15 protein-coding genes and 1 pseudogene are annotated in these 16263 nt (G+C 35.1%); all 16 read left to right on the forward strand.

From position 1 onward, the window contains the following. The coding region (locus Q5O73_RS03530) for a SulP family inorganic anion transporter (protein WP_302669047.1) at positions 1-1457 on the forward strand (1457 nt) is incomplete at its 5' end. Positions 1458-1559: 102 nt separating this feature from the next. Next, a complete protein-coding gene (locus Q5O73_RS03535; RefSeq protein ID WP_302669048.1) occupies positions 1560-1721 on the forward strand; it encodes a hypothetical protein in 162 nt (53 codons plus the stop codon). Positions 1722-1865: 144 nt separating this feature from the next. Then, positions 1866-2231, forward strand: coding sequence for an arsenate reductase family protein (locus Q5O73_RS03540; protein ID WP_186840640.1), 366 nt, complete (start codon positions 1866-1868; stop codon positions 2229-2231). Positions 2232-2287: 56 nt separating this feature from the next. Next, positions 2288-2932: a methylated-DNA--[protein]-cysteine S-methyltransferase gene (locus tag Q5O73_RS03545; protein WP_368076740.1), complete on the forward strand. Its 645-nt coding sequence runs from the start codon at positions 2288-2290 to the stop codon at positions 2930-2932. A gap of 253 nt (positions 2933-3185) precedes the next feature. Further along, positions 3186-3506, forward strand: coding sequence for a hypothetical protein (locus Q5O73_RS03550; protein WP_186840641.1), 321 nt, complete (start codon positions 3186-3188; stop codon positions 3504-3506). A gap of 172 nt (positions 3507-3678) precedes the next feature. Then, a complete protein-coding gene (locus Q5O73_RS03555) occupies positions 3679-4647 on the forward strand; it encodes a TAXI family TRAP transporter solute-binding subunit (protein ID WP_021952500.1) in 969 nt (322 codons plus the stop codon). A gap of 8 nt (positions 4648-4655) precedes the next feature. Continuing rightward, positions 4656-5843: a sodium/glutamate symporter gene (gene gltS / locus Q5O73_RS03560; protein WP_186840642.1), complete on the forward strand. Its 1188-nt coding sequence runs from the start codon at positions 4656-4658 to the stop codon at positions 5841-5843. Between the two features lie 26 nt (positions 5844-5869). Further along, positions 5870-6055, forward strand: coding sequence for a hypothetical protein (locus Q5O73_RS03565; RefSeq protein ID WP_021952498.1), 186 nt, complete (start codon positions 5870-5872; stop codon positions 6053-6055). Between the two features lie 14 nt (positions 6056-6069). Further along, positions 6070-6730: pseudogene (locus Q5O73_RS03570) on the forward strand (iron-containing alcohol dehydrogenase). Between the two features lie 142 nt (positions 6731-6872). Beyond that, a complete protein-coding gene (locus Q5O73_RS03575) occupies positions 6873-8267 on the forward strand; it encodes a LuxR family transcriptional regulator (RefSeq protein ID WP_186840643.1) in 1395 nt (464 codons plus the stop codon). 155 nt (positions 8268-8422) lie between these two features. After that, positions 8423-9916, forward strand: coding sequence for a fibronectin type III domain-containing protein (locus Q5O73_RS03580; RefSeq protein WP_186840644.1), 1494 nt, complete (start codon positions 8423-8425; stop codon positions 9914-9916). A 220-nt stretch (positions 9917-10136) separates the two neighbouring features. Then, positions 10137-11378 carry an N-acetylmuramoyl-L-alanine amidase gene (locus Q5O73_RS03585; protein WP_186840645.1) on the forward strand — a complete coding sequence of 414 codons (1242 nt, stop codon included), beginning with the start codon at positions 10137-10139 and terminating at the stop codon, positions 11376-11378. A 39-nt stretch (positions 11379-11417) separates the two neighbouring features. Continuing rightward, entirely contained in the window at positions 11418-13115 is a 1698-nt protein-coding gene (locus Q5O73_RS03590; protein ID WP_186840646.1) for an ABC transporter ATP-binding protein, read from the forward strand. Between the two features lie 166 nt (positions 13116-13281). Then, on the forward strand, positions 13282-14253 hold the full coding sequence (locus Q5O73_RS03595; protein WP_186840647.1) for a glycosyltransferase family A protein: 972 nt from the start codon (positions 13282-13284) through the stop codon (positions 14251-14253). Between the two features lie 12 nt (positions 14254-14265). Continuing rightward, positions 14266-15528, forward strand: coding sequence for a nucleotidyltransferase family protein (locus Q5O73_RS03600; RefSeq protein ID WP_186840648.1), 1263 nt, complete (start codon positions 14266-14268; stop codon positions 15526-15528). A gap of 82 nt (positions 15529-15610) precedes the next feature. Further along, a complete protein-coding gene (locus Q5O73_RS03605) occupies positions 15611-16135 on the forward strand; it encodes a hypothetical protein (RefSeq protein WP_186840649.1) in 525 nt (174 codons plus the stop codon). The last annotated feature ends 128 nt before the right edge of the window (positions 16136-16263 follow it).

A 16263-nucleotide genomic window follows, 5' to 3' on the forward strand; every position in this document is an offset into this window, starting at 1 on the left:
GAGATTGGGGAATTAAGACTTTAAATGCAGTAGAGCCGGGACTTCCAAAGTGGAGTATTCCTGATTTCTCGGCTATTCCAATTCAGCAGACTATTACTATCAGTTTGTCGGTGGCAGTAGTAATTATGGCTGAAACTTTGTTGGCAGAGAATAGTTTTGCTCAAAAAAATAATTACAGAATAAATGATAATCAGGAGATTTTTGCATTTTCCCTAGGTAATTTTATGGCTGCTTTTACAGGATGTTGCCCTATTAACGGTTCAGTTTCCCGTACGGCAATGGGTGAACAATATCAGGCAAAAACTCAGCTTACAGGTATTGTGGCAGGACTTTCTATGATAGTGTTGCTTCTTTGTGGAACCGGATTTATCGGATATCTTCCTATTCCTATTTTGACGGCAATAGTTATTTCGGCACTTATGGGTGCAACTGAGTTTGACCTGGCAGTAAGATTGTGGAAAGTAAGCAGAACTGAATTTTTAATTTTTATGGGAGCTTTTTTCGGCGTGCTTTTACTTGGAACAATAAATGGAGTTTTAATCGGCATAATTCTTTCTTTTACGGAAATGATTATAAGGACTTCAAAACCTTCAAGATGTTTTCTTGGAATACAGCCGGGACACAGACATTTTAGGGATTTGAAGGAAGGAAGCCAGATACACGCAATTGAAGGCGTTGTAATTTATAGATTTAGCAGTAATCTGTTTTTTGGAAATATTCAGGTGTTACAGCGTGACATTGAAGACAGCATTAAATCTGATACTAAAGCAGTAATTCTTGATGCAGGTGGTGTTGGAAGTATTGACATAACTGCGGCAGACAGGCTGGCAATGCTTTACAAGTCCCTTGAAGAGAAGGGGATTGGATTTTATATGACGGAGCATATTGCCAGTATTAACGAGCAGCTTAGAAAACTGGGACTGGGCTATATGATTGAAGACGGAAGAGTCAGAAGAACTATCCATATTGCTTTGAAGGACATGGGAATTGGTAGACCATATCCTTTAGAAGGCGGTGTGGAAAATGTGGAAAGAAGTGCTTCAAGAAAAAGAGCTGACAATAAGGTTCAGGAGTTCGTCTGGGCATATGGTGCTGAAAGTGAGGAACAAATTGAAAAACAAATTGTCCTACAGATTCAGCAGTTAAAGAAAACAGGAGACATGGAAAAATTATTCCACGGAAGCTGGTCACATATGGATGCTTTTGATGAGGACGAGTGGTTAGAACATCTGGAAGAACACCTAAAAGAGATTGTTAATATTTCAGGAAAAGATGAAAAGACCATTGCTGAACGTTTTGAAAAGCATAGAGAAGAAATACATATAAGAATCAGGGATGAGCATCCTGAAATGGCAGAGAGATTTAAGGAAAGAAGGCATATTCTTGATGAACATTTGAAAAAAAGACATCCGGAAGTGTTCAAATTAATTGAAGATTTAAGGGAAAAAGAGGATTAAATGTAACTTCTACCCAACCTATTTTCTTATTCCACACACTATATTAATGAAAACAAAAAGTGCACATTCTACAAGGCAAACCGGCATAAATATCCCAAACATTTGGAAAAACTTGTAAGATACAATAATAGCAACTCATTTACATGGGGAGAAAATATTCCTTTTATAGTTGAAAGAATGCTTGAAGTGAGAATGTTAAAACCACTGACTGAAAAGCAGAAAAAGGCGGTATTTACAGTTGTGGCAATAAATGGCGAAGAATGATATAATTCTATAAAAATAATGAAGCACTTATAATTAGCTTACCATATGTACACACTCTTTATGTAGAAGGATAATTGCATTAGTCGGGAAGACTGGGGAAGTCGTGAGATGTATGGGAATAATTGGTGTGGAAAGGATGAAATTATGCAAACAAAACAAAGGTTATTTATATGTTATCCAAAATGTTCAACGTGTAAAAAGGCAGAAAAATGGTTAGATGAGCATAACATAGAGTACACGGAACGTCATATTGTAGAAAATAATCCGTCATATGATGAGTTAAAAAAGTGGTTTTCTGAAAGTGGCTTACCCTTAAAGAAATTTTTCAATACCAGTGGATTGCTTTATAAGGAAATGAAACTTAAGGATAAACTGCCGACAATGAGTGAGGATGAACAATTAAAATTATTGTCAACAAACGGAATGTTAGTAAAACGTCCATTGCTTGTTGATGGTAATGAGGTGTTAATTGGATTTAAGGAAACAGAATGGACTGAAACACTGCTGTAGAAAATCGGGTTTATATCCATGTGGTAAAAGAAATAGTGGATGTGTAGACAACATCTATGAAAAGGAGCACAGATAAGATTATGAAAACAAGACAGGAAGCAATATCTTATGGATTAACATTTGAAAATACATATTTGGACACCCCATTTAAGGATACTAATTGGCAATTAATAAGAATAAAAGGAAGCAGAAAAGCATTTCTTTGGATTTATGAGAAAGACGGAGTTATTAATTTAAATGTGAAGGTTGACCCGCAATGGAGAGATTTCTGGAGACAGACATATAAATCAGTTGTGGCGGGATATCATCAGAATAAAGAACATTGGAATACCATAATTCTTGATGGAAATGTACCTGATGAGGATGTAAAAAGAATGATAGCCGAAAGTTACGACATTATTACTGACAGTCCAACAAAAAGAATGTACGAAGCTGTTAAGAAAATTCCTAAAGGGCATGTGGCAACCTATGGAAGGATTGCGGAAATGGCAGGGGAGCCAAAGATGGCAAGAGCCGTAGGAAATGCATTGCACAAAAATCCGGACCCTGAAAATATCCCATGCTTTAGAGTTGTCAATTCCAAAGGAGAACTTTCAGGAGCCTTTGCTTTTGGTGGAGAAAATGAACAGGCAAAGAGATTGATGGAAGACGGAGTGGAAGTGGTAGAGGGTAAAGTAGATTTGGAAAAGTATGGAATATAAAGGTTTAGGCTAGCTTAAACCCTCTCCAAGGTTAAAATGTTTATTAATATTCAAAATAAGAAAAATTAGTTATCATCAGCTTTGAAATTATAAATCGGAGTAATTACCTTTAATTCCAATTTTTTTGTTAGGTTGACATAATCTGCCACCCTGATTTGGTACAATGTGTGTATATTGTAATATATGGGTAAGATTAAATATCAATAAATAGGAGGATTAGGAAAGGGGAGATTATGTTAAGAACAAGAAGAATATGAAGTTGTTTGATATTATTATCACTTTAGCACATGGTTTGTTTAGAAAAGAAAATGAGGATAAGGATTTATTTGAGGTGAGAACGCGAAAAATACTTTTGATTTCAAATTCTATTGCATCCACAAGTACAATTATTAATACAGCTATAACTCGTAATCCTAAAAATCTTGACATAGGAAGTCTATTGAACACTATTACACACTTGTTTACAGATTTACATTTTATTGCAAAGATAAAGCAGGAATTCATTAATAATGAAATTTCAGATAGATTAAAAAAAGAAATTGACGAAATCGATTTACTATATGAAACAATATAAAAATAAATAATGGAATTTATATGAATGAGATGTTGCTAAAAATTTATAAGGTAATATCTCATTTTTTTATAGAGTAATTTTGGTCCCCACCCACTTTCCACCATTCCCCTTTGTCTTATCCAAATTATATGATAAAATACATAATAACAAGAAAACATAGCGAGGTGTTCTAGTGAGAAACAGACTAATAATTTTATTTATAATGATATTTGCCCTTACAGGGTGCAGTGCTGACAGTAGTAGTATTAGATTGGGTGCGGCAGGAATCGGCGGTGCATACCATGTATTTAGCGATATTTTCGCAGGAGTAGTGAGTGAGGCGGACAACGGCTATGATATGCAGGTAAAAACCACAGCCGGTTCGGCGGCGAATCTCCGACTTTTATCAAAGGGCTATCTGCAAATGGCAATTGCCCAGAATGATATGACAAATGATGCGTACTACGGCGAAGGCAATTTCGCAGGTGGCGATAAATACCGTGGATACAGTGCCATTGCAACATTATATGACGAGGCATGTCAGATTGTTGTAAGGAAGGATTCAAACATCAAATCGGTAAATGACCTTCAGGGAAAGAATATCAGCATAGGAGAAAAGGAATCAGGAACAGAACAAAGTGCAAAACAGATTTTACAGGCTTACGGACTTACAGACAGATTAGTAAAAACAGTTCAGTTAGATTATACCAGTGCAGCAGACAAGTTAAAAGATATGGAAATTGATGCATTTTTCTGTACAGCAGGAACAGCCACTACAGTAATCAGTGAACTGGCGAAGCAGTGTGATATTGAACTATTGTCATTAGATGATGAAAGTATCAAAAAACTTGAGTCAGCTTACAAATCATACAACATATATACTATTCCGGCAGGCACATACAATGGACAAAAGCAGGATGTTAAAACGGTTGCTGTTAAAGCACTTCTTCTGGCAAGTGATAAATTATCAGACAAAACAGTTAAGGATATAACTAAAATTCTTTTTGATAAGAAGGAAGAAATTCAGCTGGCACTGCCGGTGGATATTTCCTTAGATGAAAAAACTGCTGTGGAAGGAATTTCAATTCCATTTCACAAAGGTGCTGCAGAATATTACAAAGAATGCGGCATTGACGTTAAAATAGAGAAAGGAAATAATTAACAGCTGATATGAAGATAGAATTGGATATGTATCAGACAATGGCAGTTGCTGTCCTTGTTCTGATGTTGGGAAAATTTTTAAAAAAGAGAGTTAATTTTTTAGAAAGATTTTGTATTCCGGCACCGGTTATTGGTGGCGTAATATTTGCAGTATTTACATGTATATGCTATGTAACAGGAGTGGCGGAGTTTACCTTTGACGATATTTTAAAGGAAGTATGCATGGTATTTTTCTTTACATCTGTAGGCTTTCAGGCAAATCTAAAGGTTTTGAGAAGTGGCGGAAAAGCAATGATTGTATTTCTTGGATTGGTTATTACCTTAATTGTATCCCAGAATTTTCTGGCAGTAGGACTTTCAAAATTGCTAAACATAAGTCCGTTAGTGGGATTGTGTACAGGCTCAATTCCAATGGTTGGAGGACATGGTACGGCAGGAGCCTTTGGCCCGGTTTTGGAAGACTTTGGAATTGGCGGAGCCACTACGTTATGTACCGCAGGAGCTACATTTGGTTTAATTGCAGGAAGCGTAATGGGTGGTCCTGTAGGAAGACGTTTAATAGAAAAGAAAAAGCTGTTAGATACAGTTGTTCAGGAAGATGACAGCTTGTTGGTGGAAGAAGAGAAGAAGCACGAGAGACACACAAGTATGTACCCTTCAGCAGTTTTCCAGATTATCATTGCCATTGGAATAGGTACCATTGTGTCAGAGCTTTTGTCCCTTACAGGAATGACTTTTCCAATATATATAGGTGCAATGATTGTTGCAGCCTGCATTCGTAATATAGGAGAATATTCAGGAAAATTTACCATATATATGGGTGAAATAAATGACATTGGTGGTATAAGCCTTTCACTGTTTTTAGGCATGGCAATGATTACCCTTAAAATCTGGCAGTTAGCAGAACTGGCACTTCCACTGGTGATTTTATTGGCAGGACAGACACTTCTTATATTGTTCTTCACATATTTTGTAGTGTTTAATGTAATGGGAAAAGACTATGATGCAGCAGTATTATCCTCAGGTGTATGTGGCTTTGGAATGGGTGCCACCCCTAATGCCATGGCAAATATGCAGGCATTGTGTGAGAAATACGAGCCATCAGTTAAGGCGTATCTGTTAGTTCCATTGGTAGGAAGTTTATTCGCCGATTTCTTAAACAGTTTAGTAGTTACATTCTTCATTAACTTTTTATAGAAAATGTATATTCGGGAGGTATAAAAATGCTCATAAAAAAAATAAGAAAAAAACGTGGTGATTATGAGGTGGAAAGTGAAAACCTTGCAGTTCCTGAAATCCATACAGGAGAAATAAAGGAAGAAGAAAAGGACGACAAAACAGACAAGGACGGGTACATCACATATGATAATGTAGCAATACCGGAAATTCACATTAAGAGGAAAAAATAAGGAGGAGGTTTCATATGAATAATTTTGTATACGACATACCTACTAAGGTGTATTTTGGAGAAAATCAGCTAGGTCATTTAGGTGAAGAATTAAGTAAGTACGGAAAAAAGGTACTGCTTGCATATGGTGGCGGTTCTGTAATTGACTGCACAAAATACATTGGAGCGGCAGCTTTTTATGACGGAGATGCATGGGATATATTAGAGCAGAAAACAGACGTTAAGTAGTATCTTCCTATTGTGGACATCCTCATGGGCAATAAACGGATTTGTAGATGGTGGCAAGCGTCAGGCGTGGAGTTGTCATCCAATGGAGCATGAACTCTCAGCAATATATGACATAACTCATGGTTTAGGTCTGGCAATACTTACACCACGTTGGATGAAATATTGTTTTGACGAAACTACAGTGTCAAAATATGTGGATTTTGCGGTAAATGTATTTGGAGTTGACGAAAATCTCCCACCAATGGAAATTGCAAACAAAGGTATTGAAATGATGGAAAAATTCCTTTTTGAAACATTAGGATTAAAGAGCAGTTTTATTGATATTGGAATTGATGAAAGTCATTTTGAAGTAATGGCTGAAAAGGCAGTAAGGCTGGGAGGACTGGCATATGCATTTAAACCTCTTGCAAAAGAAGATGTTGTAAATATTTTCAAAATGTGTTTATAAATAAGATATTTGCCGGAAGTGGTAAACAGTAAAATTAAATAAGAATAAAACAATGTCGGTTATCATTTTGGTAGCCGGCATTTCTTTTTATCTTAATTTATGCTAACCTATTATCAAGTAATTAGCAAAGTCAGGATAAAAAATGAGAGAAATAATTAATAATAAAAAAAGAGTTTATGCCGTTATTATATTGGCATTATTTAATTTTATATTTTTAGGAACAGAGTATCTGTTTGACAACATGATGAAATATGTAACTGATTCTAAAGGTGTGGTAATTGCACAAAGTTACATATTAGGAGCCAGCGTATTGGGATTTATCATATTCCCTTTTATTAAAGGCTGTGTGAAGAGTAAGGTGCCATACATAGGAAGCATATTGGCAGTAGCAGGGTATATTGGCGGTGTATTGATAATAGTTATGCATTTTTCATATGTTTTAATATTAATTGCCGGGTGCCTTATTTTTGTGTTGTTAGGAATTATAGGCAGTTTAACCCATTACCTTGTGGCAATTAATCTGTTTAAAGATGGCAGTCTGGCAAAGACTATTGGTTTTTCATATGCCATAGGTTTGTACCTTCAGTTCATTAATAACAATCTTATAAACAATGACAGGGCAGAGGCTGTTGTATTGTCAGTAATGATGATAATATGGCTGGCTGTTATTTTAAGTTATGCTTTAAAAAAGCCGGAAGATATTGTGTCAGCAACGGGGCAAAATCAGGATATACTCAAAAGACCAAAAGTTGCAGCTATAACCCTGATTTTTCAGGTGTTGTTCATGGCATGTATATTTTCTACCCTTGATAATGTGGTTACATTATTCCATTCCACAGGAAAGGTTGACATAGGACAGCTGCCAAGACTATTGCTGGCAGTAAGTGGAATTTTGGCAGGTATTTTATTTGATATGGGAAAAAGACGGTATATGAGTATTATTATGTACTGTGTGACTCTGTTATCTACTATTTGCGTATTAGTTATAATGACAGGGGGCAGATTCATGGTAGGTCTTATAGTATTTTATCTGTCAGCAGGGTTTTTCGCAGTATTTTTTACTACGGCATTTATTGAACTGTCTTTCCATATGAAAAAAATGGAACTTTGGGCAGGTCTTGGACGTGGTGTAAACAATTTATGTGCTGCCATTATAGGAACATTATCCATCAATTTGTTTGAAACAAAAAGCGTTTTTGTTAATAGCATTGTAGCATTGGTTATGTTTGTGTTAATAAGTTTATCAATATTCATATACTATATGCATAATGGCATAAGACAGGATATAGAGTCTATAGAGACTCAGGAGGAAGATTTAAAAGACAAATTTATAAAATTCTCAGAAACATTTTCCTTAACACCAAGGGAAAAAGAGGTGATGATGAAACTTCTTACGTCCGACAAAAGTGTACAGGATATAGCAGGAGAATTATATATTTCAAGAGCAGCATTGTACAGGCATATTGCCAACTTAAATGAGAAAACAGGTACCAAATCCAGAGTGGGTCTGATTCAGTTTTATTATGAGTGGAAATAACAAAAAAATGCCATAAAATAACGATTTGAGACATATGTAAACTTAAAAAAAAGTAAACTTTATGGGATATTATTCATACAAATACAGGTGGGAGTGCCGGATTTAACCGGTCCTCGAAAACAAAAAATATTACATACGTGAAAGGAGTATTTGTTATGAAAGAAAAAGTTATAAGTTTATTATTAAGTCTTGCATTGTTGATTACAATGATGCCTCAGATGGTGTTAGGAGCCAATGGACCGGGTAAGGGAGAGTTGCCGTCATATTTAAGATTGATTTCGGAAAAGACCGACAAGTTTATATTTGCCAATTTTGCACAGGCTAAGGTGGAAAAGGTAAATGGTGTGACATATAATGAAAAAAACAACACTCTTACACTAAATAATGTAAAAATGAAAGAGTACAACCTAGTTGCCAATATTATGGGTGATGATTTTAAAATTAACGTAAAAGGTGAAAATGAAGTAAGGTCAATCTTTATTTGGGGAGACGGATATGGTGGAAATCTTACTATTTCAGGAGATGGAAAACTTGTGGTAAATAAGCAGAAATTACAGGAAACAGCGATTAATATGCGTGCCGAGGGAACAAAGGGAATTCTTACAATAGAGAGCACCGTGGACATGGAAATGTATTCACAAAAAGGATATCCTGTAATAGAAACAATTGGGGCTTCAAATGGTGATAAGACAAAAGCCATAGCTATAAAGGGAAAGACTTCAGAAAAGGTTAATGTTAAGCAGGATAAAGAAAAACATGTGATTCCGGAAAATGTTAAGGCATATGATGTTTCAGAAGGAGCATGGCTTGATAAGTTTAAAAAAGACGGAAAATATTATGGTGGCAATGCAAAGTATGATGATAACATGGAAAAAACAGGCTATTATTCCATGTATGAAATATTGGAAAATAAAGAAATTGAGGCAGGGAAAACTTATTTAATTGCAAAGCCTATAAAAGGTCAGGAGAATATTAAGCCTGAAACTAAAGGATATGAAACGGTATTAGACAGTGATGGGGAGATAGATCAGTTTAAGGGAGTGGTACTTATGGACCTGTTTAGTGAGGTTTACCTGCAAATGTATCACAGCACTTCTGATAATAAAGACTATGGTGTATATACCGTACATTACATTGACGATGACCATCCTGATGGAGTCATAAAATATACCGTATTTAAAATAGTAGATGACAGTATATTAGGCAAGGCTGCCATTTTAGTACCGGGCAAGAAAGAAATATTAGAATTGCCAAAGGATTTACAGCAAAAGATTAAGGGAGAATATTATTCATATTTCTACACTGTTAATTTGGAAAAACTGGTTCTTACAAAAGGAACAGCACCAAAGCCGGCTGTAAAGAAAATCGGTCAGGCAAAAATCAGCAGTGCGAAAAATTCAAAGAAAAAGACAGTAACTCTTAGCTGGAAGAAAGCAAGCAATGCAAAGAAATATCAGATTCAGTATTCTTTAAATAAAAAGTTTTCTAAGGCAAAGAAGTATAAAACAAAGACAATAACATCCTCTAAATTAAAAGTGACTGTAAAAAAACTTACTAGGAAAAAGACATATTATTTCAGGGTAAGGGGAATAAATGGCAAGAATGCTGGCAAATGGTCGGCAGTTAAAAAAGTTAAGATAACCAAATAAATGCAAAAACCCGGAAGAAAAGACATTATTCTTGTTCTTCCGGGTTTAATTATGTTGACATTTTTGTTATACTTAAAACACTGTAAACATAATTTATGTTAGTGAATCAGCAATAGGATGTGTATTAATAGGTGCCGGTACGTTATTAATGGTGCTTTAATTCGCAAAGATTATTATAGACTGAAAAATGGTATTAAATTACAGGAGAGATAAGGCTAAAATGAGAAAGTTAGTAAAAACAATAGCGCTTGTAGCTGCAATAACAGCTATTTATGGAGGAGTTCAAAATACATATACTGCATATGCAAATGAAACAGAAAGAGGAACAGCAGAGGAAACTACAGCAGTTATTCCGGAAGAGACTACCAAAAATCCGGAAAATAATTCTAAGATACCAAAGGAAAGTATTATTTCTAAAATATCTCCATCTAAATCTAAAACAGTGGTTTTAGACCCGGGACATTGTAGTGTACATACAGGAGCAAAGGCAAACGGATTAAGGGAAGAAAAAGTAGTTCTTGACATAGCAAATGCCTGCAGGGATGAATTAAATAAATATGAAAATATAAATGTATATATGACAAGGAATACAGGAAGATGCTGCAGTGCCCTTAAGTTAGGGGATTGTCTTGTGGCAAGAAATAATTATGCATTGCGTTTAGATGCTGACTTTCTAGTTAGTATGCATATTAATGCAGATGATAATCCTCACAGAAACGGAGCCATGATTCTTCCGGCATATAGGTCTGGATACAATGATAATGTGCGAATTGAAACTCAGGCATTAGGCAGACAGGTTTTGGCTAATTTAAAGGATTTGGGCATAAAGAATCTGGGACTTTTACTGAGAAAGGCAGATGACATGTATTACGGTAACGGTGCCAGGGCAGACTATTATTCCATAGTAAGAAACGGAGTAAAAACTAAAATCCCAAGCATAATTATTGAACATGGATTTGTTACCAGCAAATCAGACTGTGAAAAGTTTTTTAGCACCAAGGCAAAAAGAGAAATGTTAGGTGTGGCAGATGCCAATGCCATTGTATCATATTATGGTTTAAACCCTATTCAAAACAAGGGAAAGTTTGTAAAGGAAAATGGTGCCACATATTATGTTACGGAAGATGGTAGGAAAGTAAAAGGCTGGGTAAAGCATAACAGTAAATGGTATTATTTTAGCAAGAACAACGGAAAAATGAGAAAAGGTTTTATTTCAGTGGGCAAAAAGAAATATTATCTGTCAGGAAGTAACGGTGCTTTAAGAACTGGTTGGATTAAGGTAAAGGGATACAGATATTTGACAAAGGGAGATGGTTCCGTAATAAGAAATCAGGCTTACAGTGACAGTGTAAAAACATACCTTTTTAGCAAAACAGGAAAGAAGTACACAAAGGGAAGACATAGAATTAAAGGAAAAATGTATTATATAAATAAGAGAACAGGTACGGTTATTAACAGATAAATTGCATTCGCCTGTCTTATAAATGTTAAGGAGAGATTAATGAAAAAACATAATATATCTCAGGTAAAAGATGAAGCAAAATGGATGCTGAAATACGCGAAACACTATTGGGGAGCAATTTTACTTTATTGTGTGTTAGGTGTTTTGGCAACTGTTATGGGATTAGCAGGAAGTGTAATGAGTAAATACCTGATTGACATTGTAACAGGGTACGATACAAAGGCAATAGGATGGGTTGTTTCCCTGATGATTGCCATGGGTATGGGAAATATCGTGTTAAATGCCATAACCAGCAGGGCAACGGTTTTAATCAGTACCAAAGTATATAATGAAATTCAGGCAGAAATTTACGACAGGGTAATGGAAGCTGATTGGGAATCGCTGTATGAATATAGAAGCGGTGACTTAATAAACAGGCTTACAGGAGATGTGAAAACTGTTTCAGACAGTGTTATCAGCTGGTTTCCCAGTCTTATTACCAAGGGAGCACAGTTTTTAGGAGCGTTGGTTATTATTTTATATTATGACCCTACTATGGCAGTTATTGCATTACTTAGCGCACCGGTTTCAGTGCTAATGTCCAGGGTGATTTTGTCAAAAATGAGAAAATACAGTCAGGAACTTAGAAAAGCAAGCAGTGAAGTCATTACATATCAGGAAGATTCTTTTCAGAATATACAGACAATTAAATGTTTTGGAATAGTGGATTTTTTTGAAAAAGGGATGAGAAATGTACAGCAAAAATATAAGGATTTAATGATGGATTACAACAAAATGTCCATAACCGCCACAAGTCTCTTATCTTTTACGGGAATGTTGGTATCTTACGGATGTTTAGGCTGGGGAGTATACAGATTGTGGAAGGGTGCCATTATATTTGGAACCCTTACATTGTTTATACAGCTGGCAAACAGTTTGTCCTCCTCGTTTTCTTCTTTAATATCATTAGTTCCTCAGGCGGTATCAGCTACCACCAGTGCAGGAAGAATTATGTCAGTATCTGAAATTAAGCCGGAGCCGGTGATTGAGGAAGAAACTGCACAAAAAATAAAGGAAAACAGTTCTAAGGGATTGGAAATCAGAATAGAAAATATTGATTTTACGTATAAGGGTGGTGAAAAGGTTTTATCTAATGTAAACCTTTTGGCAAAGTCAGGAAATATTGTGGCAATAGTAGGTCCTTCAGGAGAGGGAAAAACAACTATAATGCGAATAATTTTAGGACTTATAAATCCACAATCCGGAAAAAGTGTTATGAGGGATAATTTAGGAAATGAATGTGCTCTCTCCGCTGCTACAAGGGAAATGTTTTCGTATGTACCTCAGGGCAATACAATTTTTGCCGATACCATTGCCAAGAATATGAGAATGGTTAAAAATGATGCAACAGACAAAGAAATAATAGTAGCTCTTAAAACTGCCTGCGCCTATGATTTCGTAAAAAAACTGCCGGAGGGCATAAATACCATAATCGGTGAAAACGGGCAGGGACTTTCAGAAGGTCAGGCACAGCGAATTTCAATAGCCCGTGCAGTTCTCAGAGATGCACCGGTAATACTGTTAGATGAAGCTACTTCTGCATTGGATGTGGATACCGAGGAAAAGGTTCTTAAAAATATAATAAAAAAGGACAGCAAGAAAATATGTATTGTAACAACCCACAGACCAAGTGTTTTGGATATTTGTGAGAGGGTTTACAGGATAAATAAGACAAATTTTGAGGAAATTAAAAAATAAAAATGTTGCATAAAGACAAATTATATCATAAAACTTTACTTTTTTTTTTCACCGGTGGTAATATCAGATAAATAAGAAAGTTTGACGTTAAACTTATACCGGATTAAACCACGTGAAAAGTTAATTAAAAAGTAGATTCAGTATCATTAGCAGACTGGAGAAAACAATGGAGAGTATTACGGTTTTTACACCTACATATAATCGTGGAAATATAATTAAAAGATTATATTGCTCATTAAAAAAACAGACGTGCAAAGATTTTGTGTGGCTTGTTGTTGATGATGGCTCCACTGATAGCACTGAGAAACTTATAAAAAAGTGGCAGCTGGAAAATGAAATAAAGATAGAATATTTGAAGCAGGACAACTTAGGAAAGTCTATGGCTCATAACAAGGCTGTGGAAATGACAACAACAGAAATATTTATGTGTCTTGATTCAAATGATGTTATTACCCCAAATGCCATTGAAATGGTACTTAAATGTTGGGAAAAAGTTAAACTGAATGAAAACATTGTAGGTATTATGTCACAGAAAAAAGTTCAGTTCAAAGATATAAAAAGGGAAATGAAGGTTAAACAACTGCCGGGGTATATCAAAATAAAACATGATAAAAAGCCTGGAGAAAAAGCTTTTAATGACAGGTATTACATTGAGAAAGAAAAAGCAAGTGATGGCTACGTTGAGACTACTTTAGGGGAGGCATACAGGAAGTTTGGCTTAAAAGGGGAGGCTATGCTGGTATTTAGAACAACAGAAGTTAAGAAGTATCAGTTTCCTAAAATTCAAAAGGAAAAATTTGTACCCGAGGCATACTTATATAATTTAATAGACAGGGACGGAAAACTTGTGGTATTAAACAGAACGTTGTGTGTACACAGATATCAGATGGATGGGTATACATTTAATATGTCAAAACTTATTAAAGATAATCCAAAGGGTTATCTGTTATATGTTAATCAGAAAATAAATAGTGATGATACATTTAGGTCGTTATTTTTTGATTATATAAGATATATTTCAGTAGCAGGAATTGCAGGGGAGAAGGATGTAATAAAGAAAGCACACAACAAGATTGTTGCGTTAATGGCATACCCCTTTGGTGTGATATTTTATTTGTTAAGGTATAAGAGAGTTTAAAAGAGGTGTCACATGATAAGTCCTGATAGTAAAATCTTTATGGATGCCGTTAAAGGAGCCCTTGGGACAGATGGTGAAAACATAGAGATAAATATTAATAAAAAAGAGCAGCTTATTGAAGTATTAAATATGGCAAGGGAACAGAGTATGCTTCCTATTGTGTGCGATTTTATTGCCGGTACCAACAGCTACGAAAGATTTCAAAAAGAGATTGCACCTTATAAAAGACAAACCATTTTGCTTATGATATCCCAGACTCAGAGGACAAGCTTTTTCTTTGAAATTTATAAAAAGTTATTACAAAATGAAATTAAACCGGTGGTGGTTAAGGGAATTGTTCTTAGAAATCTTTATCCTAAGCCGGATTGTAGATATTCAAATGATGAAGATTTGCTTATTGATAAAGAAGATTTTATGAAATGCCATGAAATCTTAAAAAAAGAAGGCTTTATATGTGAAAATGACGTGGAGAATATGGACAAAAAGAAGATTCCATATGAAGTAGCTTATTATAATTCGATTACGAAAGTAAGAATAGAGATACATACTGGCTTGTTGCCATCTGACAATAACGCTTTTAAAGGTCTTAATAACAGATTTAAAAAAGCAGTGGATAAGGCGGAGAAGAGAGAGACGGGAACAGGATGGGTATGGACTCTTAATGAAACAGATCATTTTCTGTTTTTACTAAGTCATAGTTACAAACATTTTATATATTGTGGTTTTGGAGTACGTCAGCTGTGCGATTTGCTGATATTTGTCCAAAAATATAATTCCTTAATTAATTGGGATTATGTGGAAACTGTGGCACAGGAAAACAGATTATATAGATTCCTTATCAATTTATTTGATATAGGTGACAGATATTTAGGCTTTAACAGCAGCGAGATTCCTTTAAAAGACAGACAGTTAATTGTGGCAGACAGTGAAAATCTTTTAGTGGATATGCTTGATTCAGGAACTTTTGGTAAAAGCAGTATGGGAAGGATACATAGCTCAAAAATCACCATAAGTGCTGCAAATAAAGGATTTTCAGAGAAAAATAAAAAAGTACGGCTTTCCATAAAAAGCTCTTTATTTCCGTCTAAGTCATATATGAAGCAGAAATATCAGTATTTGCAAAAGAGAAGTTATTTATTGCCGGTTGCGTATTGTCACAGAATAATAAGGTATTTGAAACAGAGAAGAACACAAAGCAGATATTCTAAAGAAATAGACAGTATAGCAATGGGAAAGAAAAGAATGGAACTTATGCGTCAGTATGGAGTTTTATGAGAAAATAAGTTATTTAAATTTATTAGGAGGAAAGGGATAATGAAAGTGAGAAAAGTTCTAAAAAAAAGCAACAGCGGTCGTAATGGCTACAGCTTTTACGTTTTCAGGAATTAGCTTTCCTACATTTGTAAATCCTACGAATGTAAAAGCCGAAACTGCAAAGGAACCGGGAAATATTCCGGCAAATGCAGAAGTTTTCTTTGATGCAAATAATGAAATACAGTCATTTAACGTTGGATCATACTGGGATGTTTATGACCAGTATTTATTGGGAAATATTGTAAATAAAAACAATGGATTAAAGCTTACATCATCTACTGATGGAGGAATTATTTCAGGGGCGGATACAAGTCAGGCAGCAGAAGTTACCAGCCCTCAGACATATCAGATATCCATGACGGGAAGTAATGGTGATTCAGCTACAAAGACCATTTCAGGTGTAAGTATTCCAAAAAACGCAACGGTTACCCTTACAGGTTCGGGAGGTGCATGCTCAGAAGAAACAAATACAGTAACATGGACTATTCCGGTTCTTAATGCAGGAGAATCATTAAGAAAAGAAAGGCTGCTACAGTTAAAATTTCTCTTAAGAAGATTAAAGGTATAAAGAAATATCAGGTACAGATTTCTTCATCTAAGAAATTTAAAAAGGTTTTAGCTAAGAAAACTGTTAAAAGTGTTTCGTTTACTTTAAAGAGCAAAAAGATTAAAAATAAAAAAGTGTTATACATAAGG

This window comes from Eubacterium sp. AF15-50 (genome assembly GCF_934835595.1).
Classification (GTDB): domain Bacteria; phylum Bacillota; class Clostridia; order Lachnospirales; family Lachnospiraceae; genus Eubacterium_G; species Eubacterium_G segne.

Bases quoted from the DNA above. Each gene is read 5' to 3' on its own strand.
- Q5O73_RS03540 (WP_186840640.1), top strand. From the start codon at position 1,866: ATGCAAACAAAACAAAGGTTATTTATATGTTATCCAAAATGTTCAACG.
- Q5O73_RS03545 (WP_368076740.1), top strand. From the start codon at position 2,288: ATGAAAAGGAGCACAGATAAGATTATGAAAACAAGACAGGAAGCAATA.
- Q5O73_RS03550 (WP_186840641.1), top strand. From the start codon at position 3,186: ATGAAGTTGTTTGATATTATTATCACTTTAGCACATGGTTTGTTTAGA.
- gltS (WP_186840642.1), top strand. From the start codon at position 4,656: ATGAAGATAGAATTGGATATGTATCAGACAATGGCAGTTGCTGTCCTT.
- Q5O73_RS03565 (WP_021952498.1), top strand. From the start codon at position 5,870: ATGCTCATAAAAAAAATAAGAAAAAAACGTGGTGATTATGAGGTGGAA.
- Q5O73_RS03575 (WP_186840643.1), top strand. From the start codon at position 6,873: ATGAGAGAAATAATTAATAATAAAAAAAGAGTTTATGCCGTTATTATA.
- Q5O73_RS03580 (WP_186840644.1), top strand. From the start codon at position 8,423: ATGAAAGAAAAAGTTATAAGTTTATTATTAAGTCTTGCATTGTTGATT.
- Q5O73_RS03585 (WP_186840645.1), top strand. From the start codon at position 10,137: ATGAGAAAGTTAGTAAAAACAATAGCGCTTGTAGCTGCAATAACAGCT.
- Q5O73_RS03590 (WP_186840646.1), top strand. From the start codon at position 11,418: ATGAAAAAACATAATATATCTCAGGTAAAAGATGAAGCAAAATGGATG.
- Q5O73_RS03595 (WP_186840647.1), top strand. From the start codon at position 13,282: ATGGAGAGTATTACGGTTTTTACACCTACATATAATCGTGGAAATATA.
- Q5O73_RS03600 (WP_186840648.1), top strand. From the start codon at position 14,266: ATGATAAGTCCTGATAGTAAAATCTTTATGGATGCCGTTAAAGGAGCC.
- Q5O73_RS03605 (WP_186840649.1), top strand. From the start codon at position 15,611: ATGGCTACAGCTTTTACGTTTTCAGGAATTAGCTTTCCTACATTTGTA.